This is a genomic window from Streptomyces sp. NPDC127068 (assembly GCF_042724695.1).
Classification (GTDB): Bacteria; Actinomycetota; Actinomycetes; order Streptomycetales; family Streptomycetaceae; genus Streptomyces.
The window spans coordinates 1-14,986 of the sequence record NZ_JBHXEN010000025.1 but is presented as its reverse complement, the minus strand read 5'-3'; the positions used below and the strand labels follow the sequence as shown (position 1 = coordinate 14,986).

Annotated in this window: 16 protein-coding genes and 1 riboswitch; of the genes, 8 read left to right on the top strand and 8 right to left on the bottom strand. The window is 70.8% G+C overall.

Annotation, left to right across the window (positions count from 1 at the left end):
• Positions 1-5: 5 nt before the first annotated feature.
• Positions 6-1,838, bottom strand: a complete 1,833-nt coding sequence (gene thiC / locus ACFWIA_RS17520) for a phosphomethylpyrimidine synthase ThiC (protein WP_387005599.1) — start codon at positions 1,836-1,838, stop codon at positions 6-8.
• Positions 1,831-1,997, bottom strand: a riboswitch (TPP riboswitch). (Overlaps the previous gene by 8 nt.)
• A 71-nt stretch (positions 1,998-2,068) precedes the next feature.
• On the opposite strand from thiC, the gene ACFWIA_RS17515 reads away from it, so the two are divergent.
• Complete coding sequence (locus ACFWIA_RS17515) at positions 2,069-3,532, top strand: YibE/F family protein (RefSeq protein ID WP_387005596.1); 1,464 nt, start codon at positions 2,069-2,071, stop codon at positions 3,530-3,532.
• Between the two features lie 78 nt (positions 3,533-3,610).
• On the opposite strand, the gene ACFWIA_RS17510 is transcribed toward ACFWIA_RS17515, so the two are convergent.
• The 5 genes from ACFWIA_RS17510 to ACFWIA_RS17490 form a co-directional block, all read right to left on the bottom strand.
• Complete coding sequence (locus ACFWIA_RS17510; protein ID WP_387005593.1) at positions 3,611-4,048, bottom strand: SsgA family sporulation/cell division regulator; 438 nt, start codon at positions 4,046-4,048, stop codon at positions 3,611-3,613.
• A 99-nt stretch (positions 4,049-4,147) separates the two neighbouring features.
• Positions 4,148-4,912 (bottom strand): IclR family transcriptional regulator, encoded by a 765-nt coding sequence (locus tag ACFWIA_RS17505; protein WP_385485122.1) that lies wholly within the window; start codon positions 4,910-4,912, stop codon positions 4,148-4,150.
• 126 nt (positions 4,913-5,038) lie between these two features.
• Positions 5,039-5,251, bottom strand: a complete 213-nt coding sequence (locus tag ACFWIA_RS17500; protein WP_387005590.1) for a DUF5326 family protein — start codon at positions 5,249-5,251, stop codon at positions 5,039-5,041.
• Between the two features lie 260 nt (positions 5,252-5,511).
• Positions 5,512-5,829, bottom strand: coding sequence for a cupin domain-containing protein (locus ACFWIA_RS17495; protein ID WP_385485126.1), 318 nt, complete (start codon positions 5,827-5,829; stop codon positions 5,512-5,514).
• The gene (locus ACFWIA_RS17490; protein ID WP_387005587.1) at positions 5,829-5,963 is read right to left on the bottom strand and encodes a hypothetical protein; all 135 of its coding nucleotides are present in this window, start codon (positions 5,961-5,963) and stop codon (positions 5,829-5,831) included. Before ACFWIA_RS17490 ends, ACFWIA_RS17495 begins: the two co-directional genes overlap by 1 nt.
• Between ACFWIA_RS17490 and ACFWIA_RS17485 the strand changes: the two genes are divergently transcribed.
• From ACFWIA_RS17485 to ACFWIA_RS17470, 4 genes are all read left to right on the top strand, one after another.
• The gene (locus ACFWIA_RS17485; protein WP_387005584.1) at positions 5,962-6,339 is read left to right on the top strand and encodes a phage holin family protein; all 378 of its coding nucleotides are present in this window, start codon (positions 5,962-5,964) and stop codon (positions 6,337-6,339) included. The genes ACFWIA_RS17490 and ACFWIA_RS17485 overlap by 2 nt on opposite strands.
• 211 nt (positions 6,340-6,550) lie before the next feature.
• On the top strand, positions 6,551-7,759 hold the full coding sequence (locus tag ACFWIA_RS17480; protein WP_387005581.1) for a cystathionine gamma-lyase: 1,209 nt from the start codon (positions 6,551-6,553) through the stop codon (positions 7,757-7,759).
• A gap of 189 nt (positions 7,760-7,948) precedes the next feature.
• The gene (locus tag ACFWIA_RS17475; RefSeq protein WP_387005578.1) at positions 7,949-8,854 is read left to right on the top strand and encodes a LysR family transcriptional regulator; all 906 of its coding nucleotides are present in this window, start codon (positions 7,949-7,951) and stop codon (positions 8,852-8,854) included.
• 67 nt (positions 8,855-8,921) lie between these two features.
• Positions 8,922-9,404: an NUDIX domain-containing protein gene (locus ACFWIA_RS17470; protein WP_387005575.1), complete on the top strand. Its 483-nt coding sequence runs from the start codon at positions 8,922-8,924 to the stop codon at positions 9,402-9,404.
• Positions 9,405-9,435: 31 nt separating this feature from the next.
• On the opposite strand, the gene ACFWIA_RS17465 is transcribed toward ACFWIA_RS17470, so the two are convergent.
• On the bottom strand, positions 9,436-10,947 hold the full coding sequence (locus ACFWIA_RS17465; RefSeq protein WP_387005572.1) for a globin domain-containing protein: 1,512 nt from the start codon (positions 10,945-10,947) through the stop codon (positions 9,436-9,438).
• 464 nt (positions 10,948-11,411) lie between these two features.
• Here ACFWIA_RS17465 and ACFWIA_RS17460 point away from each other — a divergent pair, with 464 nt between their 5' ends.
• The 3 genes from ACFWIA_RS17460 to ACFWIA_RS17450 are packed head-to-tail and all read left to right on the top strand — an operon-like array spanning position 11,412 to position 13,310.
• Positions 11,412-11,948 (top strand): DUF2269 domain-containing protein, encoded by a 537-nt coding sequence (locus ACFWIA_RS17460; RefSeq protein ID WP_387005569.1) that lies wholly within the window; start codon positions 11,412-11,414, stop codon positions 11,946-11,948.
• Between the two features lie 5 nt (positions 11,949-11,953).
• Positions 11,954-12,829 (top strand): GNAT family N-acetyltransferase, encoded by an 876-nt coding sequence (locus ACFWIA_RS17455; protein ID WP_387005566.1) that lies wholly within the window; start codon positions 11,954-11,956, stop codon positions 12,827-12,829.
• A gap of 28 nt (positions 12,830-12,857) precedes the next feature.
• Entirely contained in the window at positions 12,858-13,310 is a 453-nt protein-coding gene (locus ACFWIA_RS17450) for a GNAT family N-acetyltransferase (protein WP_387005563.1), read from the top strand.
• A gap of 94 nt (positions 13,311-13,404) precedes the next feature.
• Here the strand turns inward: ACFWIA_RS17450 and ACFWIA_RS17445 are convergent, their stop codons facing one another.
• The gene (locus ACFWIA_RS17445; RefSeq protein WP_387005560.1) at positions 13,405-14,793 is read right to left on the bottom strand and encodes a serine hydrolase domain-containing protein; all 1,389 of its coding nucleotides are present in this window, start codon (positions 14,791-14,793) and stop codon (positions 13,405-13,407) included.
• Positions 14,794-14,986: the final 193 nt, after the last annotated feature.

Sequence of the window (14,986 nt, the reverse complement as noted above, 5' to 3'; positions counted from 1 at the left end):
GCCCGCTACGCCAGCGGGAGGTAGACCCGGTTGCCCGAGGCCGCGAACTCCTTGGACTTCTGGAGCATGCCCTCGGCGACCTCCTCCGCGGAGGCGTCCGCAGCGGCGTCGCCGCCGAACCGCTCGTTGATGCTCTGGCTGATCTTCATCGAGCAGAACTTCGGCCCGCACATGGAACAGAAGTGCGCCGTCTTCGCGGGTTCCGCGGGCAGGGTCTCGTCATGGAAGGACCGTGCCGTGTCGGGGTCGAGGGCCAGGTTGAACTGGTCCTCCCAGCGGAACTCGAAACGGGCGTCGGAGAGCGCGTCGTCCCACTCCTGGGCCCCGGGATGCCCCTTCGCCAGGTCCGCGGCATGGGCGGCGATCTTGTACGTGATGACCCCGGTCTTCACGTCGTCACGGTTGGGCAGGCCCAGGTGCTCCTTGGGCGTGACGTAGCAGAGCATCGCGGTGCCCCACCAGGCGATCATGGCGGCGCCGATCCCGGACGTGATGTGGTCGTAGGCGGGCGCGATGTCGGTGGTCAGGGGACCCAGGGTGTAGAACGGGGCCTCCTCGCAGATCTCCTGCTGGAGGTCGATGTTCTCCTTGATCTTGTGCATCGGCACGTGTCCGGGGCCCTCGATCATGGTCTGGACGTCGAAGCCCTTGGCGATCCGGTTCAGTTCACCGAGGGTGCGCAACTCCGCGAACTGCGCCTCGTCGTTGGCGTCCGCGATGGAACCGGGGCGCAGCCCGTCGCCCAGGGAGTACGTGACGTCGTAGGCGGCGAGGATCTCGCACAGTTCCTCGAAGTTCTCGTACAGGAAGGACTCCTTGTGGTGCGCCAGGCACCACGCGGCCATGATCGATCCGCCGCGCGACACGATGCCGGTCTTGCGGCGCGCCGTGAGCGGTACGTACGGCAGCCGGACGCCCGCGTGGACGGTCATGTAGTCCACGCCCTGCTGGGCCTGCTCGATGACCGTGTCCTTGTAGATCTCCCAGGTCAGTTCCTCCGCCCGGCCGTCCACCTTCTCCAACGCCTGGTAGAGCGGCACCGTTCCGATCGGCACGGGGGAGTTGCGCAGCACCCACTCCCGGGTGGTGTGGATGTTGCGGCCGGTGGACAGGTCCATGACGGTGTCGGCGCCCCAACGGGTGGCCCAGGTCATCTTGTCCACCTCCTCCTCGATGGACGAGGTGACGGCGGAGTTGCCGATGTTGGCGTTGACCTTCACCAGGAACCGCTTGCCGATGATCATCGGCTCGATCTCCGGGTGGTTCACGTTCGCGGGCAGCACCGCCCGGCCGGCGGCGATCTCGGCCCGTACGACCTCGGGTTCGACGTTCTCGCGGAGCGCCACGAACTCCATCTCGGGCGTGACCTCACCGCGGCGCGCGTAGGCGAGTTGGGTGACGTGCTTTCCGTCGCGGCCCCGTCGGGGCTGGCGGGGGCGCCCCGGGAACACCGCGTCCAGGTTGCGCAGACCCCCGCGCGGCGAGGTGTGCTTGAGCCCGTCGTCCTCGGGGCGGGCCGGACGTCCCGCGTACTCCTCGGTGTCGCCGCGCGCGATGATCCAGTTCTCCCGTAGCGGCGCCAACCCGCGGCGGACGTCGGTGTCCGCGTGCGGATCGGTGTACGGGCCGGAGGTGTCGTACAGGGTGATCGACCGGCCGTTGGTGAGGTGGACCTGACGGACCGGCACGCGCAGGTCGGGGCGGGGGCCCTCGACGTACGCCTTGTGCCAACCGACGGTCGGCCCGGGGTCCGCAGTGTCCGTGGGGGCCGCAGTGTCCGTGGGATCGGTGGGGTCGGGCGCGGTCACGGCAGGCGTGCGTGCGTCCTTGATGGTCATGAGACCTACTCCCTACGCCGGCATTACCCGGTAACAGGTTCAGCGGTCGACGCAGCGGTTCTCCGCCGGAGCACCCGTCCGCGTGAAGCGTCGAGCAGGTCCGGGTACGGAGGTCAGCGCCCTCTCAGCCCGGTGCTCCGAGCTCCCGCGTGTGCAAAGGTGCCCCCACGCTAGCGTCATGTCTGGCGTGCTGAACAGTGGGCCCCGCCCGTTCTTGCGATGATCGGGCGGTGACCACCACGCCGCAGCCTCCCGTCCCGCCCGCCGGACAGCCCTGGTCGCCGTCCCCCGCGACGGCCCCGGAGTCGACCGCCCACGGCCACGGCCACGGTCCGGACGGCCACGGCGGCCAGGGAGGAGGCGGGGGAGGCCACGGGGGCCACGGGGGCCACGGGCATTCTCACTCCCACGGTCCGGCGGCGCCCGTCTCGGCCCGCTTGCGCCGCATCATCGCCGCGGTGCTGATCCCCTTCGCCACGGCCGTCGTCGTGGGGCTGGTCGTCCTGTGGCCGGGCGGCGCCCCCACCCACGAGCGCACGGGCGTCGGCTTCGACCGGCAGACCGAGCAGGCGACGGTCACCCGGGTCGACCGGGTCGACTGCAAGTCCGTCAACGCGGGCGCCGTCCCGCCGACCGGAGACACCTCGACCCCTGAGGGCAGTCAGGCGCAGCAGCGGTCGACCGGCGACTGCGGCAAGGCCACCGTCAAGGTCACCACGGGTCCGCACGCGGGTCGGACGTTCACCGAGATCGTGCAGCCCGATGCCTCGCGGAAGCTGGAACAGGGCCAGAAGGTGATCGTCGCCTACGCCCCCGACGCGCCGCGGGACCTCCAGTACTCGGTCGCGGACACCAACCGTCGGCTTCCGATGGTGCTGTTGGCCGGACTGTTCGCGCTCGCCGTGGTGCTCGTCGGCCGGCTGCGCGGGCTGATGGCCCTGGTGGCCCTCGCGGTGAGCTTCCTGATCCTGACGTTCTTCATCCTGCCCGCGATCCTCCAGGGCTCGAATCCGCTGGTCGTCGCGGTGGTCGGGGCGAGCGCGATCATGCTGATCGCCTTGTACATGTGCCACGGGCTGTCCGCCCGCACCTCGGTGGCCGTGCTCGGCACGCTGGTGTCCCTGCTGCTGATCGGGGTGTTGGGTTCCCTGTTCATCGGCTGGGCCTCGCTCACCGGGGACACCGACGACAACACCGGTCTGATCCACGGGCTGTACCCGGGGATCGACATGAGCGGTCTGCTGCTGGCCGGGGTGATCATCGGTTCGCTCGGCGTGCTGGACGACGTGACCGTCACCCAGACCTCGGCGGTCTGGGAGTTGCACCAGGCCGATCCGACGATGAGTCGCCGCGCGCTGTACCGCGCGGGCATCCGCATCGGGCGGGACCACATCGCCTCGGTGGTCAACACCCTGGTCCTGGCCTATGCGGGCGCGGCGCTGCCGTTGCTGCTGCTGTTCTCGATCGCGCAGAGTTCCGTGGGCACGGTGGCCAACAGCGAGTTGGTCGCCGAGGAGATCGTCCGGACGCTGGTCGGATCGATCGGCCTGGTGGCGTCCGTGCCGGTCACGACGGCCTTGGCCACGCTGGTGGTGGCCGCGGACCGCCCGGGAACGGGCGCCGCTCCCGCGCGTACCGTCCCGTCGCCCGGGGGCCGGGGCCGCCGCCGCCGCAAGGCGCGTACGGGCGGCTGAACCGTCCGGGACGGGGGCGGGTGCTCATCGGGGGACCCACCCCCGGGGGGATGGTCCGGCCACGGCGTTGACGGGACGTCAACCCGCGCTCTGTTCCTCCGCCAGGATGCGGTCGAGCGCCTGGTCCAACAGGGAGTCGAATCCGGCCATCGCCCGTTCCTGGCCCAGCGGAACGATCTTGTCCGTGCGGTCCAGGAAGGCGATCAACGGCGCCACCCCCGCCCGGAAGACGGCCTGTTCGGCACCCACCTGAAGCGTGATCAACACATCGCTGAGGATCTCCGGATCGTCCGGGGCGATGTGCACGTCCCCGTCCCCGCAGGGCTCGGCGACCCCGTCGACCAGCAGTTCACGGCCGAACGTCCAGCTCACGGGCGCATCGCCGGGGAGGTGGAAGGTCAGCCGCACGGCATAGGGATCGGCACTGTCGTAACGCAACTCCACGGGAATGCGGAAGGTGAGTTCCTCGGACACGAGAAAGCTCATCATGACTTCTGCCTGTACCGACTCGCGCATTGGCTACCCCGTCGTGTGGCGTCGACTGGCCAGGAATCAGCCCCCTGACACTCATGGCATCTTGCTTAAAGTACACGACAGATCACAAGGAGTGAGTTTTCAGATGCTGATAGAGAAGCCGAGTGTCCCTAGTAGCTTTCCGACCTCGCGCTCCAACCGCGCCAACGTCGGCAGCAGTCGGTCCTCCTGGTGCGCGGGCAGCGAGAAGCCGATGGCCATGGCGGTGCTGCCGGCCATGAGGGGCATCGCCGCGCAGACCGTCCCGAGCGCGTACTCCTGGTGCTCCAGCACGGGCTGCATGCGGTCGACGGCCGCGAGCCGCCGCAGGAAGGTCTCCTCGTCCCGCACGGAGTACGGGGTCACGTACCGGACGGGGTGCCGGTGCAGGTGGTCGCGGCGGGCCTTCTCACCGAGCTGCGACAGCAGGCACTGTCCCAGCGCGTGGGCGTGCCCGGTCTCGCGGAAGTCCACCCACTCCTCGATCGCGGGATGCGCGGGGCTGTCGGCCACCGCGGCGAGTTCGATCTCGCCGTCGCGGTACACCCCGAAGTACACGGGCACCCCGAGCACGTCGCGGCAGTGCGCGAGCGCGTCGTGCATCCTGCCCCGACGGTTCTGCTGGGCCGCGGCGCCGGCCAGCCTCTCGGCCGCCTCCGCCAGCAGGTACACCCCGCGCTCACGACGCACGTAGCCCTCGTGCACCAAGGTGCGCAGCAGGTGGTACGCGGTGGGGAGCGCCACCCGCGACTCGCGCGCCAACTGCTTGGCCGGCGCGCCCCCGCGGTGCGAGGCGGCGGCCTCCAGCAGTCGCAGCGCGCGCTGTACGGAGCCGATCAGGGTCGGAGCGGGATCATCCGGGGCCAAGGCTCACTCCCGTGGCGAGTGGGTGTCCGCTTCGACTCTAGTCGTCCGATACGGACTATTTCCATACCCCGGACAATCTTCCCCCGGGAGGGGGACCCGGCCCCGGACCCCCACCGCTCTGACGTGCTACCAGTCGCCCCGTGACGAGGACGACGACGTGAACTTCCGCACCACGTAGACGAGGCCGGCGACCAGCACCACGAACACGAGCACCTTGAAGAGCAGCTCCACCAGGAAGGAGAGCACCCCGACGATCAGTCCGCCGAACACGAACAGCGCGATGACCGGCACCGCGACCCACTTCACCCACCACGGCAAGCCCGAGAAGATCTCCCGCACGGTTCCTTCCTTCCGCTCCGCGCCACCGTCGTCCGACGTCGGCGCACCCTTCGCGTACCCGGCCCGACCCCGCCCTCGACGACGCGGCCCGTTGCCGGGCCGTGGGGCGCGAGGGGTGCGAGTCTTCGATCCGTGCCTTCGATGCTAGGGCGCCGCGCCGTCGGACGGACGCCCGCGGCCCCTTGTCCTCCCCTGACCGCACCCTGAGGGAACCCCGAGGCCGGAACTCGGCCTTCCGGCGGGGAACCGGACGGGCCTCCTCAGCCCTCCGGAGGAGAGAACACCACGAGCACCCGCAGGTCCTCGGTGATGTGGTGGAACTTGTGCGCGACCCCGGCCGGCACGTACACGACGCTGCCCCGGGCCACGGTCGTCGTCTCCATGCCCACGGTGATCGAGGCACGTCCGCTCACCACGAAGTACACCTCGTCCTGGCCGTGCGGCTGCTGTGGATCGGATGCCCCCGCGTCCAGCGCGTAGAGGCCGACCGACATGTTCCGCTCCCGCAGGAACTGTAGGTACGCGCCGTCGTTGGCGGCCCGCTCGATCTCCAGCTCGTCCAGCCGGAATGCCTTCATCAGCCCTTGCCCATCTCCGTCAGCACCCATCCGTGCACGTGTTCCCCGTCCACCGGGGTCCATGGTGGTCCCGGCGAACTGGCGCGGTCCTCCCGGGTCACCCGGTTGGACGCGTCTGCCACGATCAGACACATGATGAATTTCCTAGTCAAGACGCTCGCGAACGCCGGCGCCCTGGCCGTGGCGATCTGGCTGCTCGACAAGATCACCCTCACCGGGGACGGCACGGGTGCCAAGACGCTCACCCTGGTCGTCGTCGCGCTGATCTTCGGCGTGGTCAACATCGTCGTCAAGCCGGTCGTCAAGATCCTGACCATCCCGTTGTTCATCCTGACGCTGGGCCTGATCACCCTCGTCGTGAACGCCCTGATGCTGCTGCTGACCTCGTGGGTCGCCGACAAGCTCGACGTCGGGTTCCACGTCGAGGGCTTCTGGACCGCGGTCCTCGGCGCCCTGATCATCTCCGTCGTCTCCTGGGCGCTGAACGTCGTGCTGCCCGACGGCGACTGATCCGCACGGTGCCGGGTCCGTGCCGGGTCGCCCCCCGTCCGGGCGACCCCGCCCCGGCCGCCACCCCGGACGTGACCGACCCTGGTGACGGAGACCCCGCCGGCTCCGCACCACGCGCCCGGCGGGCCTCCGGGCGGCGGGCACCGGCCCGCCCGCCCCGGCACGGGCGGTGCCGCACGGGGACCGCCCGGGAAGGCGGAGGGTCGAGGCGATGACGGCGGACGGTACGCAGCGCGGTCCGGCGGGGAACGGTCCGGCGGGGAGCCCGCTGCCGGGTCCCGTCGGGGACGGCACCCGGGCGGTACGGGCCGGGCTGCCCGAGCCCGTGAAGCACGAGCCCGCGCTGCCCGGCCCGGTGTTCGCCGCGCACTTCCACCTCCCCGGGGAGGCAACGGGGCCCTACCGGTACGCGCGGGACGAGAACCCCACCTGGACGCTGTGGGAGCGGGCCGTCGGCGAGCTGGAGGCCCCCGACGGGACGACGGGCGGTACGGACGGGCCCCGGCCGGTCGAGACGCTGGCCTTCGCCTCCGGGATGGCGGCGATCTCGGCCGTGCTCTTCTCCCAGCTCCGCGCGGGTGACACCGTGGTCCTCCCCGCCGACGGTTACCAGGTCCTCCCCCTGGTCGGGGAACAGCTCACCGCGTACGGGATCGAGGTCCGTACCGCGCCCACCGCCGGGGACGCCCAACTCGACGTCCTGGACGGAGCCCGGCTGCTCTGGGTCGAAACCCCGTCCAACCCCGGGCTCGACGTCTGCGACCTGCGTCGCCTCATCGACGCCGCCCGTGCGCGGGGCACCCTGGTCGCCGTCGACAACACGCTGGCGACCCCCCTGGGGCAACGCCCGCTGGAGCTCGGCGCCGACTTCTCGGTGGCCAGCGCCACCAAACAGCTCACCGGGCACGGCGATCTGCTCCTCGGGTACGTCAGCTGCCGCGACGCCGCGACCGCCGAGGCCGTACGCCGCTGGCGCAAGATCGTCGGCGCCATTCCGGGCCCCATGGAGGCATGGCTCGCACACCGTTCCCTGGCCACGCTCCAGGTCCGCGTCGACCGCCAGAACGCCAATGCGCTCGCCGTCGCCCAAGCGCTGCGCGAACGGCCGGACGTGTCCGGGCTGCGCTATCCGGGGCTCCCCGACGACCCCGCGCACCCCGTCGCCGTGCGCCAGATGCGGCGCTTCGGCTGCGTGGTGTCCTTCACCCTGCCGTCCCGGGCCCGTGCGGAACGGTTCCTGGACGCACTGACCCTGGTCGATGACGCCACGAGCTTCGGCGGGGTCCGCTCCACCGCGGAACGTCGCCGCCGCTGGGGCGGCGATCCCGTACCGGAAGGGTTCATCCGGCTCTCGGCCGGCATCGAGGACGCGCCCGACCTGGTCCGGGACGTTCTCCAGGCACTCGACCGGGCGGTCTGAACCGGGGCGGGCGGCCCGAGCCTCCCCCCTCGTGGCTCGGACCGCCACTCGCGGTTCGACGCGCGAAGAACCGCCCGATCCAGGCTAGTTGACCCTCTGTCCGTGTCCAATCACCCTAGCGACAGCAACCTATCGACATATTTATAGTGGGGCACCCGAACGGAGCGGACAGCGCAGGGGAGGCGCGCCATGGACCTGGCACTGCTGCGCACCTTCGTCACGGTGCACCGGGCCGGCTCCTTCACCCGGGCCGCCGCCCTGCTCGGGCTCTCCCAACCCGCCGTGACCTCCCAGATCCGCACCCTGGAGCGCCAGCTCGGCCGCCCCCTGTTCCTGCGCCAGGCCCGCGGGGTCACCCCCACGACCATCGGCGACGAACTGGCGTACAAGGCCGCGCCCCATCTCGACGCGCTGGTCGAGATCGCCGGCACGGGACTCGCCGAGAGCACCGTGCCCCGCACGCTGCACCTCGCGGGCCCGCCCGAGTTCACGGCGGAGCGGGTGCTCCCTGCGCTCGCCTCCCGGGCCGACGGGAACGGCCAGGACCAGGCACTACGGGTGTCCTTCGGCACCGCCGAGGAGGTACTGGAGGGGTTGGGGGCCGGGCATCACGATCTGGCGATCTCCACGACCCGGCCGCGCGGTGCACTGCTGACGGCCACCCCGCTCTGCGACGAGGAGCACGTCCTGGTCGCCGCTCCCCGGTGGGCCGCGCGGATCAGCACCGCCGCCTTGCAGCGCACGGGCGCACCCCTGCTCGACGGCCTGCCGGTGGTCGAGGTCCATGCCTCCCTCCCGCTGGTGACGCACTACTGGACGGCCGTCTTCGACTCGGTCCCCACCGGCTCCGGGCGGGTGATCGTCCCGGACCTCCGGGCAGTGCTGTCCTGTGCGGCAGCGGGCGTCGGACTCGCGGTGCTCCCGCGCTATCTGGCTGCCCCGGCGCTGGCCCGCGGCGATGTGGTCAGCCTCCTGGAACCCGTGGTGTCACCCCTGCGCACGTACTTCCTCGTCGTCCGCACCGGGACCCTGGCCGTGCCGACCGTCGCCCGGGCACACGACCGGCTCCTGAGGGCCGGAGCGCAGTGGAGTTGAGCAGTTTCCGGCCCGCCTGTCCGGAGGGCGATGTTTCACGTGGAACCAAGCGGGCCACATTTCTCCCATGACGGTCCGTCCCGTGGTCAAACGCACCGCCCGCGCCATCCTCCTGGACGGCGACGAACTGATCCTCATCAAGCGGACCAAGCCCGGGGTCGATCCGTACTGGGTCACCCCGGGCGGTGGCGTGGAGGCCGACGACGCCACGGTCGTCGAAGCCCTGCACCGCGAGGTGTACGAGGAACTCGGCGCGAAGATCACCGATGTCGTGCCCTGTTTCGTGGACACCGTCGAGCACATAGGCGAGGACGGCGGTGCGACGGGGGTGAAGGTCCAGCACTTCTTCGTCTGCCGGATGGCGTCCATGAACGTTTCCCTGCGCCACGGCCCGGAAGTCGACGAGCCCAGTGGCGAGTACGAGATCGTCCGGGTGCCGTTCACCCGGGTCGGCATCGCCTCGGTCCATCTGGTGCCGCTGTCCCTCCGCCACTACCTCGACGGGAACATCGAAGGCGTACGCGCCATGCACGCACCCGATCTGGGCTGAGGGTGCCCCTCCGCACCCCGCAGCCGCCCGATCAGGTGCCGGCCGCCACCAGACCCTCCACATAGTCGTGACGGATGCGGTTGACGGACACTCCGCTCGACCGGAGCGCCTGCACCCCGCTGCGGATCATCCCCGGCGGCCCGGACAGATAGGCGTCGTACTCGTACCAGGGCCCGAACTCCCGTACCGCGTCCGGCAGCTGCACCCGTGCCTGTGCGTCGATCACCGGCCGGACCGAGAGCCAGGGATGGATCTGCTGGAGCCGGAGCATCGTGTCGATGTCGTACAGGTCGTGATCGGTGCGGGCGCCGTAGAACACCTCGACCGACCGGCGGTCCCCGTGCTCGGCGACGTCCTCCACCAGGGCCTTGATCGGGGCGATCCCGGTCCCGCCGCCGAGGCAGAGCAGACCGCTGCTGGTGGTGTGGTCGACCGTCATCGACCCCGAGGCCGGACCGAGCCGCAGCACGTCCCCGGGACGGGCGTGACGCACCAACGCCTGGGAGACCCAACCCGCCGGAACGGCCTTCACATGGAAGGAGAGGAGCCCGTCCGACCGGGGCGCGGAGGCGAACGAGTAATGTCGCCAGACCCGCGGCCACCACGGCGTCTCCAGGCTCGCGTACTGCCCCGCCAGGAAGGCGTACGGCTGGTCGGGGCGGACGGTGAGCACCGCGATGTCGGGGGTCCGCAGTTCGTGCGAGACCACCTCCGCGTGCCAGGAGGCGGGCGCGCGCACCTCGTCCTCGGCCGCCGCATCGATCATGACCTGCGAGATCGTCGTGTAGGTCCTGACCCAGGCCGCCTCGCACTCCGCGTCCCACGAGCCCGTCGCATAGCGGGAGAGCGCACCCAACAACGCCTCGCCCACCGCCGGATAGTGCTCGGCCCGCGTCCCGTACTTGCGGTGGCCGCGCCCGAGGTTCTTCAGGTACTCCCCCAGGACCACGGGGTCGTCGATGTGGTCCGCGGCGAACAGCAGCGCCTTGAGCAGCCGGTCCCGTTGGAGGTCCATCGCCGCGGGGAACAGCGAACGCAGATCCGGATGCCGAACGAACAACAGCGCGTAGAAGTACGAGGTGACCTTGTCGCCGATCGGCTCGATCTCCTCCAGGGTGCGGCGTACGCGCAGCGCGTCGGGGGACGGTGTCGATCCGTCAGCACTCCTCGTCCTGCCGGGACGGACCCCGCCGTTCGCATGGTCGACGACGGCCACCTGACCGTTGCCGCCCCGCTGCTGATGCGCGTCTTCCACCGTTGGCAGTATTCGCACGTCCTCAGGGGTGCTCGGGCCCTCCGGCGCGTGCGCTTGCGGAGCCGACACCGGTCCCGCGCCCGCCGCTCGGCCCACCGGACGGACCACGGTGGTGCGCGGACGCTCCGCCGATGGGTTCGCCGTGGGGTTCGCCTCCCCACCCGGGGGCTCCGGAGCGGTCCCGGCGGTGAACCAACCACCGTTCTCCTCAGCCTCGTCGGCGGTGTCGGTGGTGCCCTTGGCCGACGTGGTGGTCGGAGCGTCCATTCTCTGCCTCGCCTCAAGCATCTTTCGGTCGATCCGGGTACTTCCCTGGCCGGAAGCCGCTGATTCCCCCGCATTGCGCCCATCAGCCAATGCAGCGCTCATTCAACCGTGAATCCCTTCTAGCGGGGACAAGATGGACAAAGATGTGACATTGACCGCAGTCGTTACAAAGTAGCTTCCCATCAGAGTCCCCGGTCGGGGGCACAAAGCGCGAAGTGCGATACGTCGATCTCCCCCTCCAGCTACGCTGCCCCGTCACACGGTTCCCATGGCCCCACGCGCTGCGATCTGACGATCACTTACCGGAGCCGACCCTACCCATGAGGGATACGCACAAGCACTCGACCCACCCCGCGCCGCGCCCCGGAGCGCATCGATGAACCGCTCAACGCCCTTGCGGGGCCGGGCCCTACGCCGAGCCGCGTAGCCGAAGCTACTCCCCCGGCCAGACGACGGGCGTCCGACATCCCGGCACGGTGTTTCACGTGAAACTAAGCCGTCGGGCCCGCCGGGCCACCCTCGTGACACACATCGCCTTCTCCGCCGGCTGGCTGGGGCTCTCGCTGGCGCTCCTGGCACTGGCCGTCACCGCAGCGACCACCCGTCAACCAGACACCGTGGCCACCTCCTACCGGTCCATGAGGGTCTTCACGGACTGGCTGATCCTGCCGCTCTCCCTCACCACCCTCACCACCGGTCTGGTGCTCTCGCTGGGCACTCCCTGGGGGCTCCTGCGCCACCGCTGGGTCCTCACCAAGTTCTGCCTCACGCTGGCCGCCACCACCGCGTCGATCTTCGCCTTCCGCCCCGAGGTCAGCGCCGCAGCAGCCCGGGTGACGTCAGGTCAGCCCGTCGAGAGCACGATCGACCTCGTCCTGCCACCAGCCGTCTCGCTCACCACGTACGTCTTCATCACGGCCGTCTCGGTCCTCAAACCCTGGGGACTCACCCGCCGTGGCCGAAACATCCGGGCGAGTGCTGGCAAAGCGGTGGACGCCAAGGGGGTCCGTCAGACAGCCTGACCAGCGTGTCGACACCTTCACTCTCCCTCTCCGCACTCCCCATCCGCCGGCTCACCCGGCGGGACACCACGCTCTGCGCCGACCTGTCCCATGACCGTGGTTGGCCACGGGAAGAGCACAAGTGGGGCCTCCTCCTCGCCGCGGGCACCGCGTACGGCATGGACGCACCCGACGGCAACGGGCTCCTCAGCACCTGCGTGGTGACGTCGTACGGCCCTCCCGGCAACCCCGACCTCCAGGCGATCGGCATGGTCCTGGTCGCCGCCCGCTACGCCCGCCGGGGGGTGGGGCGGCACCTGATCCGACACGTCCTCACGGAGGCCGGTTCGACACCTCTCACCCTGCACGCGACCGCGAACGGCCGTCCCCTGTACGAAGAGCTGGGGTTCAAGACGGTCGGTGGCGTGGAATCCCTCCAGGGCACCTTCACCCCCGAGGGCCAGGAACCGCGCATCGCCACCCGTCCGGCCACCGCCGAGGACCTGCCCACGATCCTGCATCTGGACGGTGCGGTCTTCGGGTCCGACCGCACGCACATGATCACCCGACTGCCGGCCTTCGCGGACCGACTCCGGGTGGCCGAGGAGCGCGGCCGGATCATCGGCTACGGCGGAATCTGGCCGAACACCGGAGCCGAGGTCGTCGGCCCACTGATCGCCCGTGACACCGAGACGGCCGTGGCACTCATCGCCTCACTCGCCGCGGGGGCCACCCGACCGGTGCGCGTCGACGTCGACGCCCGCCACGAGGACGTACTGTCCTGGCTCCGGGAGCGCGGCCTCACCCCGTCCTTCCACAATGACGTGATGACCTACGGCACCACGGAACTTCCGGGCGACTGGACCCGCCGGTTCGCCCCGTTGACGGTGGCCGCGGGCTGACGCCACCGCGGGACCTAGGGTGTTCGGCATGGGAGACCTCGACATACGGCCGGCAACGGACGAAGACATCCAGGCCATCGTGGACATGCTCGCCGACGATCCGCTCGGCGCCCAACGGGAGTCGCCGGACGACCTCGCCCCCTACCGTGCGGCCTTCCGGCGGCTCGCCGACGACCCCCACCAGCACCTCGTCGTCGCCGTCCGACAGGACCGGGTCGTCGGGACCCTGCAACTCACCGTCATCCCCGGTCTGTCGCGCAGGGGGTCCGTCCGGTCGGTCATCGAGGGCGTCCGGGTCCACGTCGACGAGCGCGGTAGCGGTCTGGGCAGCCGGCTCATCGAATGGGCGATGGAGGAATCCCGACGCCAGGGCTGTCAGTTGGTGCAGCTCACGTCCGACGCCACCCGCACCGATGCCCACCGCTTCTACGAACGCCTGGGGTTCACGCCGTCCCACATCGGGTTCAAGCTGGCGCTCTGAGCACCGGTACCGGTCCGCGGCGACGGCAGCCGTGCCCACACCCGCCGGCGGGCCGGACGTCTCCGTGTCCCGGCCCGCCCCGCGGTGTCGCCCACTACTGGACGCCGCCCCGCCACCCCTCGGGGTGCACTCCACCGGGAACGGGCGCGCCCTGCTCGTACGGCTCCCGGGTGAAGACGAACGAACCCAGGTCGAGATGGCTCACCGAACCGTCCGGGCGCCGCCCGACCCGCAGCGTCTCCCCTGCGTAGTACCCCTCAAGACCCAGCCAAGTGCCGTCCGGGCAGGCCCGGAACCGGGAACCCCGTCCCCATGCGTTCAGCGGCCCCAGGACCACCCCGCCGTCCCCGGTGAGCTGGAGCGCGTGCGGGGCCGCGCCCCAGTACCAGGGCCCGGTGAGGTCCAGGGCCGCCCGGTCCACCGCGGGCAACGGCCGCCACGGCTCCGGGATGCGCGGCTCGGCCTCCGCCACGATGCGCAGGAGATCGGCGGCGACCCCCACCACCGCCGGCCCCGAGGTGCAGTTGGCCAGCACCACGACCGTCACGTCGTCCTCGGCGCTGAAGAACAGCGCGGCCAGGAATCCGGGCAGCGAACCCGAGTGCCCCACCAGCGTGCGCCCGCCCACCCGCAGCACCTGGGTCCCGAGCCCGTACGAGATCCCCGACGCCAGGTCCGCGGTGGCCGGGGGAGCGGCCGGAGTGCCCATCTCCCGTACCGACCGGGCGCTCAGCACCCGCTCGTCGCCCCGGGCGAGGAACACACCGAAGCGGATCAGATCCGCCGTCGTGGACCACAACTGCCCCGCCGGGGCCATCAGTCCCAGCTCCTCCACGGGTTCGGGCAGCAGCACATCGGCCCACGGGTGCACGGCCCACGCGTCGGCGTGCGGGGCCTGCGGCCGGGCGCCGGTCCGGCGTAGCCCCAGCGGCTCCAGCACCTCCCGACGCAGCACCTCCTCCCACGGGGCGCCCCGCAGCTTCTCCACGACGGCGCCCAGCAGGGTGTACCCGGGGTTCGAGTAGTGGTGGACCCTCCCCTTCGGATGGCGGAAGGGCCGCTCGCCCAGGACGTCCGCCAGCTCCGGCCGCAACGATCCGGGGGTCCGCTCCCACCAGGGTCCCGGGGTCTCCGCGGCGAGCCCGCCGGTGTGCGCCAGCAGTTCGGCGAGCGTGACCTCGCCGGCCGCGGTCCCCGGAAGGTGCTTCTCCAGGGGGTCACCGAGGTCCAGCAGCCCTTCGTCCCGCAACCGCAGCACCAGTACCGCGGTGAACGTCTTGGTGATCGACCCGATCCGGTACTGGGTGTCCAGGGCGGACCAGGATCCGCCCGCCGAGGTCCGCGCCCCGCTCCAGACGGTCTCCCCGCCCCGCCCGACCGCGGCGACCACCGAGGGCGCCCGTCCTTCGGACTGGGCCACGGCGAGTCGGTGCAGCAACGCGCGGCGGGTGGCGGGGAGGAGTTCTTCAGTGGAAGTTGTCATTGCCCCAGTCCATCTACAACACCGGGCCTAGTCGAGCTCATTTCCCCGAGCCGCCCGTGGTGATCTGTGCGGGGGCGTTCGGCGAGGTCGTTCGGGGGTGTTCGGTGGGGGTTACTTGGGGTCGTTGTGGTACTTGGCGGTGGCCCAGAGGTAGCCGAGGGTGGTGAGGGCGAGGGACCAGGTGAGGGTGAGC